The sequence below is a fragment of the Arsukibacterium perlucidum DSM 18276 genome (assembly GCF_000382165.1).
Classification (GTDB): domain Bacteria; phylum Pseudomonadota; class Gammaproteobacteria; order Enterobacterales; family Alteromonadaceae; genus Alishewanella; species Alishewanella perlucidum.
In genome coordinates this window covers 210,809-230,904 of sequence record NZ_KB907701.1, presented here as the reverse complement: position 1 = coordinate 230,904, position 20,096 = coordinate 210,809, and the positions used below count along the sequence as shown (strand labels likewise).

Below are 20,096 nucleotides of genomic sequence, written 5' to 3'. Positions count from 1 at the left end.
GATGTTTGACCCTAAAACGTTTTTAGCTTCAGTCCCTGCCCAGCCTGGTGTTTATCGGATGTATAACCAGACTGAGCAGGTTATTTATGTTGGTAAAGCCAAAGATTTAAAAAAACGCCTTAGTAGTTATTTTCGTCAGCAGGTAGACGGTGTCAAAACCCGGGCACTGGTCGCACAAATTGCCAATATCGAAATTACCGCGACTCATAGTGAAACTGAAGCGCTGATCCTGGAAAATAACCTGATCAAGCAGTTCATGCCTAAATATAATGTGCTGCTGCGGGACGACAAATCTTATCCTTACATATTTATCTCTGATCATAAGCACCCCCGAATTAGCTCGCATCGTGGTCCACGTAAACATAGTGGCCAGTATTTTGGTCCCTATCCAAATGCCGGTGCCGTCTGGCAAAGCCTGAAAACCTTGCAGAAAATTTTTCCTATCCGCCAATGTGAGGATGGCTTCTACCGGGCTCGCACCCGGCCATGTCTGCAATATCAATTAAAACTGTGTTCGGCCCCCTGTGTTGGCAAAATTTCTGATGATGATTATGCCGGGCAGGTGCAGTTGGCCAGTTTATTTCTCAGTGGTAAAAATCAACAGGTAGTTGAACAGCTGGTGCAAAAAATGAATCTGGCCAGTGAGGACCTTGCCTTTGAACAAGCCGCCAGCTTTCGGGATCAGATAACGGCGCTTCGTAAAGTGCAGGAACAGCAGTATGTCAGTGGTGAGCATGCTGAACTGGATATTATTGGTTTTGCCAGGTCAGGCCAGATAGCAGTTGTCCATGTATTATTTGTGCGGCAACAAAAAATTCTTGGGTCGAAATCGTATTATCCTAAGGTGCCGGCAAATACTGACGCAGAAGAGGTACTCAGCGCCTTTTTACTGCAATTTTATCTCAGTGGTGGTGGCGGTCAGCAAATCCCACCTGAAATAATTGTACCACTGGGCCTGGACGATGCTGAGTCATTAGCTCAAGCGGTCAGTGAAGCTGCCGGGCGCAAGGTGAAGATTATTGCCGCAAAACGTGGCGAAAAGTCACAGTATCTTAGCCTCGCCCAGAAAAATGCCGAACTCGCATGTGACAGCAGGCAGTCGGCTGGTCAGAAAATGCAGTTGCGATACTCTGCACTGCAATTGTTGCTGGGAATGGCTAACAGCATTAACCGTATGGAGTGCTTTGATATCAGCCATACCATGGGCCAGGCGACCATAGCTTCTTGTGTGGTATTTGATGGGGAGGGGCCTTATAAGCAAGAGTATCGTCGCTACAATGTAACGGGTATTACCGGTGGTGATGATTACGCAGCGATGCAGTTTGCGCTTGATAAACGTTATAGCCGCTTAACTGATGAAACAAAAATCCCTGATATTATTTTTATCGATGGTGGCCAGGGCCAGCTGAATATTGCTCTGACTCAATTCACTGCCTGGTCACATAATAAGATGCCGTTACTAATTGGTATTGCCAAGGGGGTTAGTCGTAAGCCCGGGCTGGAGACATTGATACTTGGGAATAGCGGCAGGCAGTTGCATCTGCCCGGGGATAGTCCGGCCTTACATTTAATTCAGCAAATTCGTGATGAAGCGCACCGTTTTGCAATTACCGGTCATCGCAGCAAGCGTGGCAAAACTATGACAAAAAGCCCGTTAGAAAATATTAGCGGCATTGGTGAGAAGCGCCGTCAGGCTTTATTGCAATACCTGGGCGGTTTACAGGGCGTTATGAAGGCTTCGGTAACAGAGCTAAGCTCAGTACCAGGTATTTCCCGCTCGCAAGCAGAAAAGATTTACCAAGCCTGTCATAACAAGTAGCATAGTGGCATTGTTTTTGTGAGAACTGTTATATGTGGAATATTCCCAATCTGTTAACGATGTTCAGGCTGCTACTCATTCCTGTTTTTATTTTCTGCTTTTACTCTGGCTGGGAACATTATCGATTCTGGGCAGCGCTGGTATTTTGTTTGGCAGCAATAACAGATGCTTTGGATGGTTATCTGGCGCGCAAGCTGGAACAATCTACTCCTTTCGGGGCGTTTCTGGATCCCGTTGCTGACAAAGTGATGGTAGCAGTGGCACTGGTGGTGCTTGCTATTCATGAACAATCTTTGTGGTTCAGTATTCCTGCTATCATTATTATCAGCCGCGAGATTGCTATTTCTGCGCTGCGGGAATGGATGGCAGAAATTGGCAAACGGGCGAATGTGGCGGTATCCAACCTGGGTAAATATAAAACTATTGCTCAGATGCTGGCATTAATCGGTTTGATCTGGCAACCGCAATTTACCTTACTGGCCTGGTTTACTCCTGTTGGGTATGCCATGTTGTATCTGGCCACTATTTTGACCTTATGGTCGATGTATCAGTATGTCAGCGCTGCATGGCAAGATTTAGCGCAACATTAAGCTGGTTGCACTTTATTAGCACAAGTCAGTTAAAAAATAAGCAGTCAGTTGTAAAACTACTAATTTGTTATTGACTGGTCTAATTAAAACAGTAGAATGCGTCACGTGTTAAGGCACATGGCCATAAGCATCGCGAGTATAGCTCAGCTGGTAGAGCGCGACCTTGCCAAGGTCGAGGTCACGAGTTCGAACCTCGTTACTCGCTCCAACTCTTATTAAGAGTGTTGCATTGTTTGATTGGCGGGTTGGCAGAATGGCCATGCAGCGGATTGCAAATCCGTCCATCTCGGTTCGACTCCGGGACCCGCCTCCATCATAGCGCTGTTGGTTTTAATTCATACAGTGCAAATAGATACAAAAGTTGTCTGCCCGGGTGGTGAAATCGGTAGACACAAGGGATTTAAAATCCCTCGCTCGAAAGGGCGTGCCGGTTCAAGTCCGGCCCCGGGCACCATTTACTGCTGGTTTAAGCCAGAGTGAAACCAGATTTTCGCGAGTATAGCTCAGCTGGTAGAGCGCGACCTTGCCAAGGTCGAGGTCACGAGTTCGAACCTCGTTACTCGCTCCAAATTAGAAAAAGCAGCCTTCTGGCTGCTTTTTTGTTTTTTCCAGAAGAGTAGTCTAAGGAATGGTTAGGCCTGGACAGTCTTTATTAAAAATCAAATAAATAGGGGCTGATAAACCACACCGCAGCGGTGATTACCACTATGGCCAGCAGGTTCAATACAAAGCCTGCTTTAACCATATCAGCAATTTTCAGCTTACCTGAGCTAAATATAATAGCGTTAGGTGGCGTAGCCACCGGCATCATAAAGGCGCAGCTGGCAGCGATAGCAGCCGGGATAACCAACATTGAAGCGCTGGTGTCTAATGATACCGCAACGGGCCCTAGTAGCGGCAGAAAGGCTGCTGCAGTAGCAGTGTTACTGGTTACTTCTGTCAGAAAAATGATAATAGTGGTCACCAATACTATCAGCAGCAGTAAGTTGATGGCACCCAATGCACCGACCTGGCTGGCGATAAAGTCAGCTAATCCGGATTGCTGGATTTGCGCGGCGAGGCTTAAACCGCCACCGAACAATATAAGTATACCCCACGGCAGTTTGCCACAGTCTTCCCACACCAATACTCTTTGTCCGGTTTTCAAGTTAACCGGAATTATAAACAGCAAACTGGCGCAGAAAATGGCAGTTAAGGTATCATTTAATGGTAGGCCGGTAATGCCAGTAAGCCAGGTTCGCAACACCCATAAACAAGCTGCCAGCAGGAATACCGCCAGTACTATTTTTTCGGCCAGTTGCATCGGACCCAGGCTGGCAAGCTTATCAACGTACAATTGACGGCTTACATTAACTTCGTCACGGGCAAAGCGAAAATGACACTGCGTTAGCCAAAACCAGGCACCTGTGAGCATAGTGACTGCTACGGGTACGCCCAGTAGCATCCATTCTGCAAAGCCAATTTCCAGCTGATATTGATTACGTAAATAACCTGCCAGTAAGGCATTGGGAGGAGTGCCTATTAAGGTAGCAACACCACCAATACTTGCCGCGTAGGCAATTGATAACAACATTGCTTTGGCGAACTTATCGCTGACGTTGTCCTGCATGCCAATAATCGACAGCGCTATCGGCAGCATCATTACTGCGGTAGCGGTATTGGACATCCACATCGACAGAAAGGCGGTAACCAGCATAATACCGGCAATTTGCTGACTGGGTTTACTACCGACCATCAGCATTGTTAACAAAGCTATCCGTTTATGCAGGTTCCAACGCTCCATGGCGATAGACAGCATAAAACCACCCAGAAACAGAAAAATAAGTGGATCAGCATAGGAGGCGGTAACATTAGCTACCGAGTCCAGGCTTAATAAAGGCACTACAATAATCGGTAGCAGTGAGGTGGCCGGGATAGGCACACTCTCACTTATCCACCAGATAGCCATCCAGGCTGTAAGGCCACTAAGTAGCCAGGCGGCGTCTGACATGCCGCTAAACAAAGGTTCATTCAGTAGTACCAGCAGAAACACCAGCGGGCCCGCAAGCAGTGCTGGCAAATACCCTGAATTAAGCCGCTCCATAGCGATTATTACTCCTCGTCGTCCTGCACTATGTCGTTACAGTCGTTGGCGGTTTTACTGGAGTGTTGCAGCAGTTGATCCATTTGCGCCAATTCGTATTTGTCTAATAACCGCCACTGCCCGGCGCGCAGTTCAGCCAGACGAACATGCATAATCCGGGTGCGTTTTAGCTTTGTTACTTCATAGCCTAAATACTCTGCCATCCGTCGAATTTGCCTGTTCAGACCCTGGGTAAGAATAATTTTAAAAGTGTTTTTTGACACCTGACTGACAATGCAGGGCAGGGTAACAGTATCGAGAATAGGCACGCCGCTGGCCATCTTAGTGATAAAATTGGCTGTAATCGGTTTACTAACGGTGACGGTGTACTCTTTTTCATGGGCATTACCTGCCCGCAGCACCTTGTTAACGATATCGCCGTCATTGGTAAGGAATATCAGTCCCTCTGAAGGTTTATCAAGCCGGCCAATAGGAAAAATGCGTTCAGGGTAACCGATAGCGTCAATAATATTTCCTTTAATATGTCGCTCGGTGGTACAGGTAATGCCTACCGGTTTATGATAAGCAAGATAAATCCGGGCAGGCTTATCTTTGAGAGGCTTGCCTTCTACCAGCACTTGATCGCTGGCAGAAACTTTCAAACCTACCGGCGCGATCTGGCCATTAACGGTCACTAAACCTTGCTCAATATATTTGTCTGCCTGGCGCCGGGAGCAAAAACCGGTGTCACTGATGAATTTATTTAAACGATACTGGGTAGCTGCGGTCATCGGATTCTTGAGTCAAAAAAAACAGCCCCTAGTTTAGGGGCTTGCAGGGCACTCAGCAAGTCTTTGCCTTATTCAGCTGTGGCTGATTTTTTACCGGCAGGAGTATTAAGAGAAATAACCTTGGTTTTACTGATTTTATGCCGGTAAATTTCCCGCAGATATTTTATGGCTTTTTTAACACTGTCCCGACTTAACCGAATATCATTAATAGAAATAAATTTATCTTTATTATGAATTAGTTCACGGTATTTTTTCTCGTACATTGGTTTAATAGCATACCAATTGGTATCGAGAATTTTTGCCGGATTTTCAAATTCATTCAGCATGGCATCGACTTTCTGCTCATCAAACTCATCGCTACGAATAAAGTCCAGCATTGCCTGATCAAGCTTCTCATCAAAGCGATAACTGTCTTTGGCAAAGCAGCGCTTAATAAAGGCAACGATAAGAGTTAAAAAATCATCGCTTAAACAAGGGCTTTTTACAATTAGTGTGGTGAGTGAAATATTAGCAGAGGCGCCGATAACTAATGCGTAGCGTTTAAGGGTAGTATTTGGGAACAAGTTATTTAGATGCGATTTCAAGCGATTCAGATCCATATAAGACAGTTTATAGTCTTTAGGTAGTGAGACAATCGAAACCACTGACGAGCAGTTTTTGAAAAAATGCAGATCGTTTAATTCGGCTGCGTTATAGCCATTTTTAACATAGCTGGCGAGCGTTTGCCGGTATCGGCCAGATTCTATCGGCAGTAAGCTGATCCCTTCAATTGCCTGAGTTACTTTATTAAAGTGTGGTAAATCGATTGAACGGAAAAATAAGTCATCAATATTCAGCCCGTTTTTCTCGGAAGCTTTGCTTTTTTCTGCGGTTTCCCTTTGATTGGCCGGAATAACCGATTCAGCATAAGCCACAGCAACCGGACCCGCCAGGCTCATAAATAAGTCATTGGCGTCAAGCCGGATGGTTTCGCCAATATCAATACCCGCCCGTCGGAAATAATTTTCATCATAATCGGTGGTGACCGCCTGTGCGGTCAGGATATTAAATATTTGTTGTGAGATATATTGATTGGCATATTTCTCCATGGCATTAACATCAATATGCTGAATATCACCATCGTCCGTTTCTTCAGCGTAGCGCATAATATCATTAGAAATCAGCATCATAGCGTTCCACGGCCGGATTCGATGCATCACGCTTGATTCGCTGCTGTCATCATTGTCGAAGTTGTAGGAGAAATCCCACTCTTCTGCCAGATATTTGCACAATAAACGGCCGGCATTAATATGCAATGCCTCTGACATCTCGACGCCGTGGTCTGAAATATTAGGCAGGATACAAATGCCACTGGTAAATATCGGTTCAAACACAAAAGAGTGGCCGCGGTTCTCTTCATTTTCAGTGATCGGTCGGGTGTCAAACGTTTTACTCATATAGGCGTACTGCTGGGCCAAACCAAACTCCGAAGCCATACCCGAACCGGTGCCGCCTCCGGCACTGAAAATATAAAAATACAGTCTGGATTGGTTTGCTTTAATACCACACGAATCGATCAGGTAAGAGTGGATAAACTTCCACTCAGCATTAGAGAAGCGCTGGGTGTCTTTATTTAAAATAATCTTTGCTAAATATTGGCCCAGGATAGGCGCGTTACCAGCCCCACCAGCATGTACCTCAGATAAGTCCATTATTTTCATTTTGGTATAATCGTGCAGAAAGCCGCTTTTTTCACCTTTATGCGAAAAACGGATCCGGCCTTCAATATCTTTATCCAGATCACCCAACATAACTAAGGGCTCAATTAAGAAAACCGGTTTTAAGCTATTATTTGGTGTCAGGTTTAAGCTACGTTTAATCCAGCGCATCGGCCGGTATTCTTGTTCACGACTTTGTTTTTCTTCATTATTAAATTCATTTAAATAAAAGTTTCTTGCGCTATAAACCAGAGAGGCAACGTCCAGAGCAATATTTGAACCACAGCGGCCAAGCCCAATCAAACATACCGAAGGGAAGTGTTGTTGTTTGCGGTTTTCCAGTTCGTTGTCCGTTTGTACTTGTGGAAACACACTGCTGCGAAGCGCGTCGAGATTAGCCAGAATGCGGTTTAAATCACGTTCAGTGAAGTACAGATAGCCTTCACTGGCGAAAGCGATAGTTGTATCTTGTTGAGTATCTTCAGGTTTTGACTTGGAAGAGACCGTAGCAATGGTGGTTTGCTGTTTGTTTATTATTTTATTGGTCATAACGCTTATCCCGGTTAATGCGTAAAAGCCAGAGCGCAATAAAAACACGCAGATTTAAACGTAGTCGGGATTTGTGCTGATTACAATTCATCCAATAAAAAAGCAGCGACATGGTCACTGCTTGTTTATTTTCAGGTGTTATATGAACGAATTTTACATATTGGGATAGTTTGGACCACCTCCGCCCTCTGGAGTTACCCAGGTAATGTTCTGGCTTGGGTCTTTAATGTCGCAGGTTTTGCAGTGAATACAATTTTGGGCGTTAATTTGAAACCGCGGTTGCTGACCATCTTCATTAATCACTTCATAGACACCGGCCGGGCAATAACGCTGGGCAGGTTCATCATATTTAGCCAGGTTTACCTGAATTGGTATGCTTGAGTCGGTTAGCTTCAGATGACATGGCTGTTCTTCTTCATGATTAGTATTTGATAAATAAACCGAAGTCAGCCGGTCAAAGCTAAGAATGTTGTCTGGTTTTGGATATACAATTTTCCTGGAATCAGCTGCCAGCTTTAATTGTGCATAATCCCGGTTGTCATCCTTAATGGTAAAGGGCAGTTTGCCACCAAACCAGTTTTGATCGATTGTATTGAACACACCACCCCAGAAAGTACCAAATTTGTGCATTGCCGGGCCAAAATTACGCGAACTGTGCAGTTCTTCAAATAACCAACTCTGTTTTACTGCCTCAGCATATTCAGCTAAATCTTTACCGCCGGCGTCGTCTTTCGTTAATGCTGTGAACACCGTTTCTGCTGCAAGCATGCCGGATTTCATTGCCGTATGATTACCTTTAATCTTGGCAAAATTTAAGGTACCGGCATCACAGCCCAACAATAAACCACCGGCAAAACTCATTTTAGGTAAGCTGTTCAAGCCGCCTTTAGCAATGGCCCGCGCACCATAACTGACGCGCTTGCCGTCGGTCAGGTATTGCTTAATTACCGGATGCTGCTTGTAACGCTGAAACTCAGCAAAGGGATCCAGGTGTGGATTGCTGTAATTTAAGTCGATAATTAATCCCACCACTATTTGCTGGCTTTCAGCATGGTAAAGGTAACCACCACCTGATGCTTCGTTCGCCAATGGCCAGCCTGCAGAATGCACCACCAGCCCCTGATGATGATTATTAGCCGGCACATCCCAGATTTCTTTAAAACCAATGGCATAGTGCTGGGGTGAGACGTCTTTATCCAGCTGATAATGAGCAATAAGTTGCTTACCCAGATGGCCGCGGCAACCTTCTGCAAACAGGGTGTATTTAGCGCGTAGTTCCATGCCGGCGGTAAAACTGTCTTTGGGTTTACCTTCGCGGTCCAGGCCCATGTCACCAATTAAAATGCCTTTAACCACGTTATCTTCAAGCAATAGTTCACTTGCGGCAAAGCCGGGAAAAATTTCTACGCCAAGTGCCTCGGCTTGTTCGGCCAGCCAGCGGCATAAGTTGGCCATTGAGACGATATAATTACCACTATTATGCATGGTTTTTGGCACGGTAAAACCAGGTAACTTTCTGCTACTTTGTGCGCCGTTGAACAGATAAATGTCATCATGGGTGACTGGCGTCGAGAGCGGAGCCCCGGTTTCCTGCCAGTTCGGTAGTAATTCATTTAGTGCCCTGGGTTCAAACACGGCACCAGATAAAATATGAGCGCCTACTTCAGAGCCTTTTTCTACCACGCAGACCGTGATTTCTTTACTGGCTTGCTGTGCTTGTTGCATCAACCGGATCGCGGCCGATAAGCCCGCTGGCCCGGCGCCAACGATTACGACATCGAACTCCATTGCTTCTCTTTCCACGATGGTTACCTCTTGGATGCTTATATTTACAGTATTCACTGTGTTTATTGTGCTGATAAGGGTATTGCAGGTTGACGTTAACGTCAACAGTAAGTAGATTGTGCAGCAATATACATTGTTATGTTTACCTTAACGTAAACCTGCTGTCAGGCAAGCGATTGCATGCAATTCAAGAGGATTATATGAAGATATTAGTTCCGGTAAAACGGGTTATCGATTACAACGTCAAAGTCCGGGTTAAAGCAGATCAAACCGGTGTCGATTTAGCCAATGTAAAGATGGCACTTAATCCGTTTTGTGAGATTGCGGTAGAAGAAGCAGTTCGTTTAAAAGAAGCGGGCGTCGCTACTGAAGTGGTTGCGGTTTCTATTGGTGCCAAGGCGGTGCAGGAGCAGTTACGTACTGCTTTGGCATTAGGAGCCGACCGGGCTATTCATCTGGAAACTGAGCTGAACCTGGATTCGTTGCAGGTGGCTAAGCTACTGGCAAAACTGGTTGAAGCAGAACAGCCACAACTGGTTATTCTGGGTAAGCAGGCTATCGATTCAGATAACAACCAAACCGGCCAGATGCTGGCAGCATTAACCGGCATGGGGCAGGGCACCTTTGCCTCTAAAGTTGCGGTTAATGGCGATAAAGTTCAGGTTACCCGGGAAATCGATGGCGGTTTGCAAACGATAGAGTTGACGTTGCCGGCAGTGGTGTCTACTGATTTACGTTTGAATGAGCCACGCTATGCTTCGTTACCTAATATTATGAAAGCCAAGAAAAAACCACTGGATGTACAAGCAGCTGATGGCCTGGGTGTCAACCTGAGTTCAAAGGTTACTACGCTGAAAGTTACTGCCCCAGCAACCCGCCAGGGCGGGGTAATTGTAGAGTCGGTAGCGGAACTGGTTGAAAAATTAAAGCATGAAGCGAAGGTGATCTGATGACAATTTTAGTAATTGCAGAGCATAGTAATGATGAGTTAAAAGCAGATACTCATAAAGTAGTGCAGGCAGCGAGTAGCATAGGTGGTGATATTCATCTGCTGGTAGCGGGTCAAAACTGTGGTAATGCGGCGACTGCAGCTGCAACAATCACGGGTGTCACAAAAGTTTTGGTCGCTGATGCCAGTGCTTATGGCCATCAGTTAGCCGAAAACGTTTCCGCCCTGGTGGCCGAGATTGGCAAAGACTATAGCCATATTATGGCAGCAGCGACCACTACCGGTAAGAACATGTTACCCCGGGTAGCCGCTTTATTAGATGTAGCCCAACTGTCAGATGTTATTGCTATTGAAAGTGCAGATACCTTTGTGCGGCCGGTGTACGCCGGCAATGCTATTGCGACTGTCCAGTCTGCCGATGCAATTAAAGTATTGACGGTGCGTGGTTCAGCGTTTGCGGCCGCTGCAGAGGGAAATAATGCGCCAATCGCCACGCTGGATATTGTAAAAGATTTGCAGGTTTCAACTTTTATTGGTGAAGAGCTGACAAAATCAGCGCGGCCAGAGCTTACCGCAGCTAAAGTGATTATTTCAGGTGGTCGCGGTATGCAAAATGGTGAAAACTTTGCCATGCTAAATGGCATTGCAGACAAGCTAAATGCCGCTATTGGCGCGTCTCGCGCAGCAGTAGACGCTGGCTTCGTACCAAATGATATGCAGGTTGGCCAAACCGGTAAAATTGTTGCGCCGGATTTGTATATTGCGGTTGGCATATCGGGCGCGATCCAGCATCTAGCCGGTATGAAAGATTCAAAAGTGATAGTGGCAATTAACAAAGATTCAGATGCACCGATTTTCCAGGTTGCAGACTATGGTTTAGTTGCTGATTTATTTACGGTACTGCCAGAACTTGAGCAGCAACTCTGATAACGTGCAGCTGTCAGCAAAAAGCCAGCAATTGCTGGCTTTTTGCATTTTAGGGCTTGTTGCCGCTACGAATTCCGACTTAAGATAAACCTCTTATTTGTCAAGGACGCTTTAGTCATGCCTGTATTGATCCGCCATGCTGAACCTGTTGATATTGAAGCAATTAAAGCAATATATGATCAGCCCACTGTTTTTTCTAATACCCTGCAACTGCCTTATCAGCCGGTTGCCAGCTGGCAGAAACTCTATACCGCGGGTGCAGGTTTCTATAACCTGGTTGCTGAAATTGAGGGTGTTGTCGTCGGCCAACTCGGTCTGCAGGTTTGTCAAAACCCCAGGCGACGTCATGTCGCAGAGTTGGGTATGGGCGTGTTGGAAGAGCATCAGGGCCAGGGTGTAGGCTCTGCTTTATTGCGGGCAGCACTGGAAATGGCTGATAACTGGCTGAATATCCGCCGGATGGAGCTGACGGTATACAGCAGTAATGAAGTAGCTATAGCGTTATACGAGCGTTTTGGTTTTGAAGTGGAAGCGGAGCTGGCAGACTTTGCTTTTCAGTACGGTAATTATGTCAGTGCCTTGTTTATGGCCCGGATTAACACCGGTAACGTCTGATAGCCCGCAGCAATAAATAAAAACGGCAGCTGGAGTCTGCAGTGCCGTTTTATTAAGGTAATTGTGTTAGCTAAGCATGGCTAATTCGCGTTGGCGTTTTTCTGGCATTGCACAGTGTCTTTGCACTCGCCATATAAATATAAACTGTGGTGGGTAAGCTTAATGCCATTTTTCTCAGCAATTTCCAGTTGTTTAGCTTCAATAATTTCATCTTCAAACTCAATGACTTTGCCGCATTTCAAACACACCAGATGATCGTGATGGCTGTTGCCGGTCAGTTCGAATACTGATTTACCACCTTCGAAGTGATGCCGGGTTAAAATACCGGCGTCGTCAAACTGGTTTAGTACCCGGTAGACCGTGGCTAAACCAATATCCTCACCGAGTTCCAGCAGAATTTTATATACGTCTTCAGCACTGATATGCTGATGATTAGGATCTTGTAAGATTTCGAGGATTTTCACCCGTGGCAAGGTAACTTTAAGGCCGGCCTTACGTAGCTCAATATTATGATCTGACATAAAAAACTCTGTCTTGCTGGTGGATTTGCCTCGATTATAAAGACATTAGCGCAATATTGAAATGGCCGTTTAGCGTTGATTTGTGCCCAATGCTCTTGTGCTTTCATTTTAGCAGGCTAAAATGGCCGCTCAACAGGTCGTACCAGGTAGAGATATGCGTTGGGCTTTTAAACCACAGGTAATGCGAAAATTATTAAATTTCTGGCCACCGTTTTTTTTCAGTGGTATCAGTGTTGCAGTACTGGCCGACGATTATCGTTATGCCCGGGTAGAACTGAAAAACAGGCCCTGGACCAAAAACATTAACAGCAGTCAGTTTGGTGGCTCAATGTTTGCGATGACGGATCCTATTTATCCGCTGCTGCTAATGGGGGCGCTGGGCAAAGAATATATCGTCTGGGATAAGCAAGCTGACATTGATTACATTAAACCTGGCCTGGCTAAACTGACGGCAGAGTTCTTACTGACAGACGATGCAGTAGAAGATATCAAAAAGCATACTGCAGATGGCGAAAAATATTTTCCACAGTTTTTGGTGCATATTAAAGATGCTGATAACAATATCGTATGTGAAGTGAACAGGACGGTTTACATCCGGAAAAAGCCGAAATATCGTTAATAAGTTAAATGGTTAGCGATCATCTGAAGCAAAAGCTGGCCAAAAAAAAGAGGCATTGCGCCTCTTTTCACTGAAAACGGATTGTGTCACTGAAAACGGATTGTGGTTACAAGTTGGCAAATTCTTGCAGGCTCATCTCTTCATAAACCTGCTTACACCATTGTTTTACCCGCTGCTCCGTTAACTCCGGCTGACGATCTTCGTCGACACCCAGACCAATAAAATGGCTGTCATCTGCTAACGCCTTAGATGCTACGAAGTTATAACCTGAGGTAGGCCAGTGGCCTACAATAATCGCGCCTTTCGGTTCGATAATATCGCGCAGGGTACCCATCGCATCGAGGAAATATTCGGCATAGTCTTCCTGATCACCACAACCGAATATAGCAACTAATTTATTATTAAAATCGATTGCTTCAAGTTCCGGGAAAAAGTCATCCCAGTCGCACTGAGCTTCGCCGTAGTACCAGGTTGGGATACCTAATAGTAGTAAGTCGAAGCCGGCAATGTCTTCTTTACTGCTTTTGGCTATATCGCGGATCTCTACCAGATTTTTGCCCAGTTCTTTTTGGATCATCTTGGCGATATGCTCAGTGTTACCGGTATCGCTACCGAAAAAAATGCCTACAGTTGCCATGGTTTATTGCCTTCTTACCTGGATAAAGCTTGCTCTAAAAGTTGTTCAATTAAGTTACTGCGTGTGGTATTTGCCCGTTCGGCGGCCTGACTCAATGCTTCATATAACTGGCCAGATACCTTAACTTCAATACGCTTTAACCCGTTATTACGATCGCGTTTAATTTGATTGCGTTTATTCAGCTTTAGCTGTTCTTCCCGCGGTAATGGGTTGGTTTTTGGCCGCCCCGGCCGCTTTTCAGCCGCAAACAAATCAATGGTGGTGCGATCAGTGGCGATTTTGGCCATTAATCTCAACCCTGTTATTCGAGAAAATACTGGACCACTGTTTTAATCACAAACACCAATGGTGATAAAAACAGCACCAGCCAGACGAAAAAACGGCCCAGGCGTGGAGCCTGACTTTTTTTCAGTACATCGTTAATGGCCAGCACAATAAAAATGTACAATGCGGCTAAACCAAGCCATAAACCCAAGGTTTCAAATTGTGCAACGGTCATTGATACTGGCCATACCGGAAAAATTGGGCGCACTATAGCATAAAAATTGCTAAATTTTAGTGTGCTGGCTCAATAAAAACTCACGTACCAATCTGGCGAAAGCCGCGGGCTTTTCGGCATGTAACCAGTGGCCGGTGCCGTTAATGATTTTTGCCTCAGCTGCAGGAAAAAACGCCATAATTTGCGGCCGGTGTTCTGACAAAATATAGTCTGACTCAGCGCCCTTAATAAACAATACCGGGCCTGCATAGTTGTTTTTGGTAGCGGGGGCGCCAAGTAATTCGTCATAACATTGTGCCAGAACCGCTAAATTAAATTTCCAACGAAAGCCATGCTCGGTTTTTTCCAGACTTTTTAACAAAAACTGGCGGACACCTGGCTCTTTTATATGTGCTGCCATTTGTTTGTCTGCATCACTGCGATTATTAATCGTGGTCAGAGTAACGGCGCTTAAGCCGGCAAATACCGCCTGGTGACTGCGCTCGTAGCGAACCGGGGCGATATCGGCGACGATCAGCTGACTCACCCGCTGTGGGTAAGTCAGGGCGAATGCCATGGCCAGTTTTCCGCCCAGAGAATGCCCTAACAAAGCACACTTTTGAATATTCAGGCTGTCGAGAGTTTCGGCTAAATCCGCTACCATACTGGGGTAGTTCATTTGCTCGCTGTGGGGAGATTGGCCATGGTTAGGTAAATCTATACTGATAACCTGCCATTGATCACTTAAGGCCCGGCCTACGCCAGCCAGGTTTTCATAGCTACCAAACAAACCATGTATTAGTATCAGCGGCTCTCCGGAACCAGTGCTGTGGGTATGTAAAATCATCGCTAACTCACTGAAAAAGCAGAAGCCATATTTTAACAAATTAAGCCGCTGGCGTCAGTGGCAAAGCCTTTATATAATGGGACAACTTTCAGTTGACGGAAAAACCTATGAAAACCATTGAAATTGATGACGATTTATATCAATACATTGCCGCACAAACCCGCCAGATTGGAGAAAGTGCTTCTGATATTTTACGTCGTTTACTGCTGGGTGAGCAGCAGGCCAACCAAACTTCAGTGGTTAGCAGCAAACCTGAAACTGTTGAGCCCACGCCAGAATTAACCGCTGCAGCAACTGAACGCAATAATGCTGGCACAGTATTCGACTTAGTCAGCCGCCAGGATTTACAGGCTGAGTCCAGCGTAGTAGGACGTTTTTTATACTTGCTGTCGGTTTTGGCACGGGTACATAAAAAGCAATTTAATAAGGTGCTGGATATTAAAGGCCGCAACCGCCTGTACTTTGCCACCTCCGCCGAGGCGTTGTCAGAAGCAGGTAGCAGTACTAACCCGAAACAAATCCCTAATACCAGTTTCTGGGTTATTACTAACTCTAATACCACCAGAAAGAAAATGATGCTTACCGAAACCGCCATAAAATTAGGTTATAGTGAACAGGACGCTGAGCGGATCCGCGATTTATTATAAGGAAAGTCTATGTCTTTACATCCCCTGGCCGGACAGCAGGTACCAAACGATCGTATTCCGAATATCAGTCGGTTAATGACTGCCTACTATGTGTTGGAACCTGACATTCATCAGTACCCCGAGCATAAAGTCAGCTTTGGTACGTCTGGTCATCGGGGCAGCGCATTGAGTTGCTCATTTAATGAACCACATGTGCTGGCAATATGTCAGGCTATCGCTGATTATCGCAAGGCGCAGGGTATCAACGGGCCGTTATTTCTGGGCAAAGATACGCATGCGTTATCAGAAGCTGCTTTCGCGTCAGCATTGGAAGTACTGATCGCCAATAAAATTCAGGTCTGTATTCAAAAAGATTTAGGCTACACACCAACGCCGGTAATCTCCCACGCCATTCTTACTCAAAATGACGGTGCTGATGGCAAACTTGCTGATGGCATTGTTATTACGCCATCACATAATCCGCCGGAAGATGGCGGCATTAAGTATAATCCGCCACACGGCGGACCGGCTGATGCCGATGTAACTAACTGGATCCAGCAACGGGCTAACGAGTTACTGGCTAAAGATTTAGAAGGCGTGAAAATGATGCCTTACAGTCTGGCAATTCAGTCAGGATATTGTCAGCATATTGATTATATTCAGCACTATGTTGATGATTTAGAAAATGTTATTGATATGGCGGCTATTGCCAAAGCGGGGATCCGGATCGGGGTTGATCCGCTTGGTGGCTCTGGCATTGCATTCTGGCCACGCATCGCCGAAAAGTATGGTCTGGATATTACTGTGGTTAATGAAAAAGTTGATCCGGCCTTTGCTTTTATGCCGCTGGATAAAGATGGTCAAATCCGGATGGATTGCTCGTCAGCATGTGCTATGGCCAATTTAATTCAGTTAAAAGATCAATTTGATATAGCTATCGGCAACGACCCTGACTTTGACCGCCATGGCATTGTTACCCGCAGCGGCGGCCTGATGAACCCGAACCATTATCTGGCGGTGGCCATTAATTATCTGTTGTCTAACCGGCCTGACTGGCCTGCCAGCCTGGCAATCGGTAAAACGCTGGTATCCAGTGCCTTGATTGATCGGGTGGTGGCAGCGCGCGGTCGTCAGCTATGTGAAGTGCCTGTCGGCTTTAAATGGTTTGTCGATGGTTTATTTAATGGCACGCTGGCCTTTGGTGGTGAAGAGAGCGCCGGCGCCAGCTTTTTACGCTTAAACGGCAAAGTATGGTCAACCGATAAAGACGGCATTATTTTAGGGTTGCTGGCCGCTGAAATGCTGGCTAAAACCGGGGTAGACCCATACAAGCAATATCAGGCGTTAACCAAGGAATTAGGCTCACCACTTTATCGCCGGTTAGATGCGCCGGCCTCCGCTGAGCAGAAAACAGCGCTTAAATCACTGGATGTTGCCAGTGTTAGTCAGACTGAACTGGCAGGCGACCCAATACTGGCAGTGTTAACTCAGGCACCTGGTAATCAGGCGGATATCGGCGGGGTAAAGGTGGTAACCCGCAATGGTTGGTTTGCAGCGCGGCCGTCTGGTACCGAAAACGCCTATAAAATTTATCTGGAGAGTTTTGTCGACCAGCAACACTTACAACAACTTGAACAAGATGCCAAAGCCTTTGTTGATAAGGTGTTCAGCACTATTTAACAGTTTAAAAGGCCGCAATTAATATGTAATTTAATTACATTGGCGGCCTTTATTTTGCCAAATGAAGCAAATTGAGGTATCGTTTTCGTAATATTTCTACATTTAACAATGATATTAGCAACCTCAGCTATGTTGATTTGCTTAATTAATAAGCTCAGTAAATTTCAGGATTGGCAATGAAGAAAGCAACCTCATCTAAAACCGCTACCGGCGGTGCTGCTACAGAACAGCTTAAACAGAATATTATCAAACACTTGCATTCGAGCCTGGGTACCGATGTTAATAAAGCCAGTAGCCAGGCATGGTGGCGTGCCACCTGTGCAGCTGTTAACGAGCAGGTGTTTGATGGTTTACGCAATACGCAGCGCACCCACTATCAGCAGGATACCCGGGCATTACATTATTTCAGCCTTGAATACCTGATGGGACGTTTGTTCAGTAACAACCTCCACAATCTGGGCTTGTATGAACAGGCTAAACAAGCCTTGTCAGAGCTGGGTATGAATATCGCCGACCTGGAAGATCAGGAAGAAGATATGGCGCTTGGCAACGGCGGCCTTGGCCGGCTGGCAGCTTGCTTTATCGATTCTCTGGCGACATTAAATTATCCGGCTATTGGTTATGGTATTCATTATGAGCATGGCCTGTTTAAGCAAAGTTTCCAGGATGGTCGCCAGATAGAGCGGCCAGACAGCTGGCGGGAATACGGCAACCCCTGGGAAATTTGCCGGCCAGAATCCGTGCAGGAAATTTCGGTATACGGTTACGTCGAAACAGTATATGACTTGCAGGGGACCATGAAGAAAGTCTGGCACCCTGGCCGGATCATCAAAGGCGTACCATGGGATATTCCGGTGGTAGGTTACAATGGCAGTTCGGTAAATGTTCTGCGCTTGTGGGAAAGCCGCGCCAGTGATTTCTTTAACTGGGATGTGTTTAATTCCGGTGGCTATATTGACGCTGCAAGGCAAAATATCGAAGCTGAAACCATATCTAAGGTGTTATACCCGAATGATGAAACCGATGCCGGTAAAGAGCTACGTCTTATTCAGCAATACTTCTTTTGCTCCTGTTCATTAAAAGACATTATCCGCCGCTACAAGAGAGCGCATGGCGATGACTGGAGTAAATTTCCACAGCAAGTGGTCATTCAGTTAAACGATACCCATCCGGCAGTTGCTATTCCGGAATTGATGCGCATTCTGATAGACCGGGCAGATATGAGCTGGGACGATGCCTGGGCGCTGTGTCAGCAGGTGTTTGCCTACACTAACCATACCCTGCTGCCAGAGGCACTGGAAAGATGGCCGGTTCGCTTGTTTGAAAAGGTCTTGCCACGGCACATTGAAATTATTTACGAAATAAACCGCCGTTTTCTGGTGGAGCAGGTCGATGTATTGTGGCCGGGCGACAACGTCAAAAAACGTAAATTATCGATCATTGAAGAGGGTGATGAACCTATGGTTCGGATGGGGCATCTGTCAGTGGTTGGCTCGTTTAAAGTTAATGGCGTGGCCGAAATTCACTCTAAGCTGGTGCAATCAGACTTATTCCCGGAAATGGTCGCATTGTGGCCGGATAAATTTACTAACGTCACTAACGGTGTTACGCCACGGCGCTGGCTAAAAGCCTGTAATCCACGTTTGGCTAAACTGTTAGATGATAAAGTGGGGAGTGGCTGGCCGGTTAATCTGAAATTACTAAGTAAACTGGCAGAATTTGCCGATGATCCCCAGGTACAAGATAACTTTATGGCAATTAAGCAGCAGAACAAGGCTGATTTTGCCAAAGAAGTGAAGAAGCTGACCCGGATTGATATCGACCCGGCCGCGATTTTTGATATTCAGATAAAGCGTTTACATGAATATAAGCGCCAGCACCTGAATTTATTACATATTCTGGCGTTATACCGGCGTATTCTGCAAAACCCTGATTACGATATGGTGCCCCGGGTATTTATTTTCGGCGCCAAAGCAGCACCTGGTTATAAACTGGCAAAAGAAATTATTTACGCCATTAATAAAATCGCTGACAAAATAAATAATGATAAGCGGGTAAAAAACCGGATAAAAGTGGTGTTTATGCCAAACTACCGGGTTACTCTGGCTGAAAAAATGATCCCGGCAGCAGATGTGTCTGAGCAAATTTCAACCGCCGGTAAAGAGGCTTCCGGAACCGGTAATATGAAATTGGCGTTAAACGGTGCTGTAACAGTCGGTACCCTTGATGGCGCCAATATTGAGATCGCCGAAGAAGTGGGCAGTGATAATATTGCGATCTTTGGTTTAACCGTTGATGAAGTAAAAGCATTGTATGCCAAGGGTTATCACAGTATCGACTACTACCATAATAATCCGGAAATAAAAGCTATTCTGGACTGGTTAGAGACCGACTACTTCACACCGGGCAAACCGGGCGAGCTTGCCTCTATTAAGCACAGCTTACTGCAAGGAGGCGATCCTTATCTGGTGCTGGCCGACTTTGAATCCTATGCCAAAGCGCAACAGCTGATTGATGGCTGGTACCGCGATAAAGCAGGCTGGGCCAAAAAAGCTATTCTTAATACGGCGCTGGTGGGTAAATTTACTTCTGACCGCTCAATTGAGGATTATGTCAGCAGAGTCTGGCGCTTAAAGCCCTGTAAGGTGGCAGACTAACTCGGCCTGTTATTCTGATTCAAACCCATCTTCGGATGGGTTTTTTATTAGCCTTATCCTGCTGATCCGGTAAGCCAAGCGCTTTGGTTAGCAGTTTATCTGTTGTAATGCTATTTTCGGCCGGATCGACGGCGAAGAGTTTGGTATTATAATGACTGGCGCTGAACCCGATAAAGCCAAAGCTCGCAATCAATACATTGAATATCAGCAATCAGAACGATAGTGCCACCACTTAAAGCGCTTTGAT

General features: G+C 45.9%; 18 protein-coding genes and 4 tRNA genes. 13 read left to right on the top strand and 9 right to left on the bottom strand.

The annotated features are described in order from the left end of the window. The first annotated feature begins 1 nt into the window (after position 1). From uvrC to H141_RS0101045, 6 genes are all read left to right on the top strand, one after another. Positions 2-1,819 (top strand): excinuclease ABC subunit UvrC, encoded by a 1,818-nt coding sequence (uvrC, locus tag H141_RS0101070; protein ID WP_019674388.1) that lies wholly within the window; start codon positions 2-4, stop codon positions 1,817-1,819. A 32-nt stretch (positions 1,820-1,851) separates the two neighbouring features. Further along, on the top strand, positions 1,852-2,409 hold the full coding sequence (gene pgsA, locus H141_RS0101065) for a CDP-diacylglycerol--glycerol-3-phosphate 3-phosphatidyltransferase (protein ID WP_019674387.1): 558 nt from the start codon (positions 1,852-1,854) through the stop codon (positions 2,407-2,409). 132 nt (positions 2,410-2,541) lie between these two features. Further along, positions 2,542-2,617, top strand: a tRNA-Gly gene (locus H141_RS0101060). A 31-nt stretch (positions 2,618-2,648) separates the two neighbouring features. Then, positions 2,649-2,722 (top strand) — tRNA-Cys (locus tag H141_RS0101055). A 54-nt stretch (positions 2,723-2,776) separates the two neighbouring features. Further along, positions 2,777-2,863 (top strand) — tRNA-Leu (locus H141_RS0101050). 38 nt (positions 2,864-2,901) lie between these two features. Beyond that, a tRNA-Gly gene (locus H141_RS0101045) sits at positions 2,902-2,977 on the top strand. 84 nt (positions 2,978-3,061) lie between these two features. Here the strand turns inward: H141_RS0101045 and H141_RS0101040 are convergent. The 4 genes from H141_RS0101040 to H141_RS0101020 form a co-directional block, all read right to left on the bottom strand. Next, positions 3,062-4,492 carry an SLC13 family permease gene (locus H141_RS0101040; RefSeq protein WP_019674386.1) on the bottom strand — a complete coding sequence of 477 codons (1,431 nt, stop codon included), beginning with the start codon at positions 4,490-4,492 and terminating at the stop codon, positions 3,062-3,064. An 8-nt stretch (positions 4,493-4,500) separates the two neighbouring features. Further along, positions 4,501-5,262 carry a pseudouridine synthase gene (locus H141_RS0101035; RefSeq protein ID WP_019674385.1) on the bottom strand — a complete coding sequence of 254 codons (762 nt, stop codon included), beginning with the start codon at positions 5,260-5,262 and terminating at the stop codon, positions 4,501-4,503. A gap of 68 nt (positions 5,263-5,330) precedes the next feature. Then, positions 5,331-7,508, bottom strand: coding sequence for a hypothetical protein (locus H141_RS0101030; RefSeq protein ID WP_019674384.1), 2,178 nt, complete (start codon positions 7,506-7,508; stop codon positions 5,331-5,333). Between the two features lie 153 nt (positions 7,509-7,661). After that, on the bottom strand, positions 7,662-9,296 hold the full coding sequence (locus H141_RS0101020) for an electron transfer flavoprotein-ubiquinone oxidoreductase (RefSeq protein ID WP_019674382.1): 1,635 nt from the start codon (positions 9,294-9,296) through the stop codon (positions 7,662-7,664). A gap of 197 nt (positions 9,297-9,493) precedes the next feature. On the opposite strand from H141_RS0101020, the gene H141_RS0101015 reads away from it, so the two are divergent. The 3 genes from H141_RS0101015 (at position 9,494) to H141_RS0101005 (ending at position 11,784) form a co-directional block, all read left to right on the top strand. Then, entirely contained in the window at positions 9,494-10,243 is a 750-nt protein-coding gene (locus H141_RS0101015) for an electron transfer flavoprotein subunit beta/FixA family protein (protein WP_019674381.1), read from the top strand. Next, positions 10,243-11,169 (top strand): electron transfer flavoprotein subunit alpha/FixB family protein, encoded by a 927-nt coding sequence (locus H141_RS0101010; protein WP_019674380.1) that lies wholly within the window; start codon positions 10,243-10,245, stop codon positions 11,167-11,169. Before H141_RS0101015 ends, H141_RS0101010 begins: the two co-directional genes overlap by 1 nt. Before the next feature lie 117 nt (positions 11,170-11,286). Further along, a complete protein-coding gene (locus tag H141_RS0101005) occupies positions 11,287-11,784 on the top strand; it encodes a GNAT family N-acetyltransferase (RefSeq protein WP_019674379.1) in 498 nt (165 codons plus the stop codon). An 80-nt stretch (positions 11,785-11,864) separates the two neighbouring features. Here the strand turns inward: H141_RS0101005 and fur are convergent, their stop codons facing one another. Then, the gene (gene fur, locus H141_RS0101000; RefSeq protein ID WP_019674378.1) at positions 11,865-12,305 is read right to left on the bottom strand and encodes a ferric iron uptake transcriptional regulator; all 441 of its coding nucleotides are present in this window, start codon (positions 12,303-12,305) and stop codon (positions 11,865-11,867) included. A gap of 154 nt (positions 12,306-12,459) precedes the next feature. Between fur and H141_RS0100995 the strand changes: the two genes are divergently transcribed. After that, complete coding sequence (locus H141_RS0100995) at positions 12,460-12,924, top strand: DUF4442 domain-containing protein (RefSeq protein ID WP_019674377.1); 465 nt, start codon at positions 12,460-12,462, stop codon at positions 12,922-12,924. A gap of 106 nt (positions 12,925-13,030) precedes the next feature. Here the strand turns inward: H141_RS0100995 and fldA are convergent, their stop codons facing one another. Genes fldA through H141_RS0100975 form a run of 4 tightly spaced genes read right to left on the bottom strand, consistent with a single transcriptional unit; the run spans position 13,031 to position 14,886 of the window. Further along, positions 13,031-13,561, bottom strand: a complete 531-nt coding sequence (fldA, locus tag H141_RS0100990) for a flavodoxin FldA (RefSeq protein WP_019674376.1) — start codon at positions 13,559-13,561, stop codon at positions 13,031-13,033. Positions 13,562-13,575: 14 nt separating this feature from the next. Continuing rightward, entirely contained in the window at positions 13,576-13,848 is a 273-nt protein-coding gene (gene ybfE / locus H141_RS0100985) for a LexA regulated protein (RefSeq protein ID WP_019674375.1), read from the bottom strand. Positions 13,849-13,862: 14 nt separating this feature from the next. Continuing rightward, positions 13,863-14,060: a DUF2788 domain-containing protein gene (locus tag H141_RS0100980; RefSeq protein WP_019674374.1), complete on the bottom strand. Its 198-nt coding sequence runs from the start codon at positions 14,058-14,060 to the stop codon at positions 13,863-13,865. A gap of 49 nt (positions 14,061-14,109) precedes the next feature. Further along, the gene (locus tag H141_RS0100975; protein ID WP_026349143.1) at positions 14,110-14,886 is read right to left on the bottom strand and encodes an alpha/beta fold hydrolase; all 777 of its coding nucleotides are present in this window, start codon (positions 14,884-14,886) and stop codon (positions 14,110-14,112) included. 107 nt (positions 14,887-14,993) lie between these two features. Between H141_RS0100975 and seqA the strand changes: the two genes are divergently transcribed. From seqA to H141_RS0100960, 3 genes are all read left to right on the top strand, one after another. Continuing rightward, positions 14,994-15,533: a replication initiation negative regulator SeqA gene (gene seqA, locus H141_RS0100970; RefSeq protein ID WP_019674372.1), complete on the top strand. Its 540-nt coding sequence runs from the start codon at positions 14,994-14,996 to the stop codon at positions 15,531-15,533. Between the two features lie 9 nt (positions 15,534-15,542). After that, entirely contained in the window at positions 15,543-17,192 is a 1,650-nt protein-coding gene (gene pgm, locus H141_RS0100965) for a phosphoglucomutase (alpha-D-glucose-1,6-bisphosphate-dependent) (protein WP_019674371.1), read from the top strand. A 176-nt stretch (positions 17,193-17,368) separates the two neighbouring features. After that, the gene (locus tag H141_RS0100960; protein WP_019674370.1) at positions 17,369-19,849 is read left to right on the top strand and encodes a glycogen/starch/alpha-glucan phosphorylase; all 2,481 of its coding nucleotides are present in this window, start codon (positions 17,369-17,371) and stop codon (positions 19,847-19,849) included. Positions 19,850-20,096: the final 247 nt, after the last annotated feature.

Bases quoted from the DNA above. Each gene is read 5' to 3' on its own strand.
- H141_RS0101035 (WP_019674385.1), bottom strand. From the start codon at position 5,262: ATGACCGCAGCTACCCAGTATCGTTTAAATAAATTCATCAGTGACACC.
- H141_RS0100980 (WP_019674374.1), bottom strand. From the start codon at position 14,060: ATGACCGTTGCACAATTTGAAACCTTGGGTTTATGGCTTGGTTTAGCC.
- H141_RS0101030 (WP_019674384.1), bottom strand. From the start codon at position 7,508: ATGACCAATAAAATAATAAACAAACAGCAAACCACCATTGCTACGGTC.
- fur (WP_019674378.1), bottom strand. From the start codon at position 12,305: ATGTCAGATCATAATATTGAGCTACGTAAGGCCGGCCTTAAAGTTACC.
- H141_RS0101020 (WP_019674382.1), bottom strand. From the start codon at position 9,296: ATGGAGTTCGATGTCGTAATCGTTGGCGCCGGGCCAGCGGGCTTATCG.
- ybfE (WP_019674375.1), bottom strand. From the start codon at position 13,848: ATGGCCAAAATCGCCACTGATCGCACCACCATTGATTTGTTTGCGGCT.
- pgm (WP_019674371.1), top strand. From the start codon at position 15,543: ATGTCTTTACATCCCCTGGCCGGACAGCAGGTACCAAACGATCGTATT.
- H141_RS0100960 (WP_019674370.1), top strand. From the start codon at position 17,369: ATGAAGAAAGCAACCTCATCTAAAACCGCTACCGGCGGTGCTGCTACA.
- fldA (WP_019674376.1), bottom strand. From the start codon at position 13,561: ATGGCAACTGTAGGCATTTTTTTCGGTAGCGATACCGGTAACACTGAG.
- H141_RS0101005 (WP_019674379.1), top strand. From the start codon at position 11,287: ATGCCTGTATTGATCCGCCATGCTGAACCTGTTGATATTGAAGCAATT.
- H141_RS0100995 (WP_019674377.1), top strand. From the start codon at position 12,460: ATGCGTTGGGCTTTTAAACCACAGGTAATGCGAAAATTATTAAATTTC.
- H141_RS0101040 (WP_019674386.1), bottom strand. From the start codon at position 4,492: ATGGAGCGGCTTAATTCAGGGTATTTGCCAGCACTGCTTGCGGGCCCG.
- pgsA (WP_019674387.1), top strand. From the start codon at position 1,852: ATGTGGAATATTCCCAATCTGTTAACGATGTTCAGGCTGCTACTCATT.
- uvrC (WP_019674388.1), top strand. From the start codon at position 2: ATGTTTGACCCTAAAACGTTTTTAGCTTCAGTCCCTGCCCAGCCTGGT.
- H141_RS0101010 (WP_019674380.1), top strand. From the start codon at position 10,243: ATGACAATTTTAGTAATTGCAGAGCATAGTAATGATGAGTTAAAAGCA.
- H141_RS0101015 (WP_019674381.1), top strand. From the start codon at position 9,494: ATGAAGATATTAGTTCCGGTAAAACGGGTTATCGATTACAACGTCAAA.
- H141_RS0100975 (WP_026349143.1), bottom strand. From the start codon at position 14,886: ATGATTTTACATACCCACAGCACTGGTTCCGGAGAGCCGCTGATACTA.
- seqA (WP_019674372.1), top strand. From the start codon at position 14,994: ATGAAAACCATTGAAATTGATGACGATTTATATCAATACATTGCCGCA.